Below are 573 nucleotides of genomic sequence, written 5' to 3'. Positions count from 1 at the left end.
TTTACAATAAAAAGTGTACCGCCAGAAGCTGCAAGCCGCTGTTAACCTACACCATTGATAAAGACAAATGCGTCGGCTGCGGTGCCTGTAAAAAGAACTGTCCCGTAGATGCGATTAGCGGCGAAAAGAAGCAGATCCATGAGATCAATCAGGACCTCTGTATCAAGTGCGGCAAATGCTTCACTGTCTGTAAATTTGATTCCGTCATCATTGACTAGAAAGGAGTGGGAGAATGAAAAAATTTAAACTGAACATCGATGGAAAAGAAGTCACCGGCATTCCCGGACAAACCATTTTAGACGTCGCCCGGGAAAATGCAATTGATATTCCCACCCTGTGCTATGACGACCGCCTGGAGATCTACGGTTCCTGCGGCCTCTGTGTGGTGGAAGTCCAGGAGATTCCCAAGATCTTAAAAGCCTGCGCCACTGAAATCAGCGACAACATGGTGGTGAGCACCCGGACCCCCCGGGTCATTGAATCCCGCAAAACCAACCTGGAGCTGCTGCTTTCAAAACATATCGGCGACTGCGTCGCCCCCTGTAAGCGGGCCTGTCCCGGCACCACCGACTG

At 50.4% G+C, this 573-nt stretch carries 2 protein-coding genes; both read left to right on the top strand.

All coding sequences use genetic code 11. The features are described 5' to 3' along the window. On the top strand, positions 1-218 hold a 218-nt coding region (locus ACWI_RS00055; protein WP_139142295.1), incomplete at its 5' end, for a DUF362 domain-containing protein. Positions 219-232: 14 nt separating this feature from the next. After that, positions 233-573 (top strand): 2Fe-2S iron-sulfur cluster-binding protein (locus ACWI_RS00050; RefSeq protein ID WP_139142294.1); only part of this gene is annotated, 341 nt, incomplete at its 3' end.

It is taken from the genome of Acetobacterium wieringae, from assembly GCF_001766835.1.
Classification (GTDB): Bacteria; Bacillota; Clostridia; order Eubacteriales; family Eubacteriaceae; genus Acetobacterium; species Acetobacterium wieringae.
This window is presented reverse-complemented; position numbering and strand designations above follow the sequence as displayed.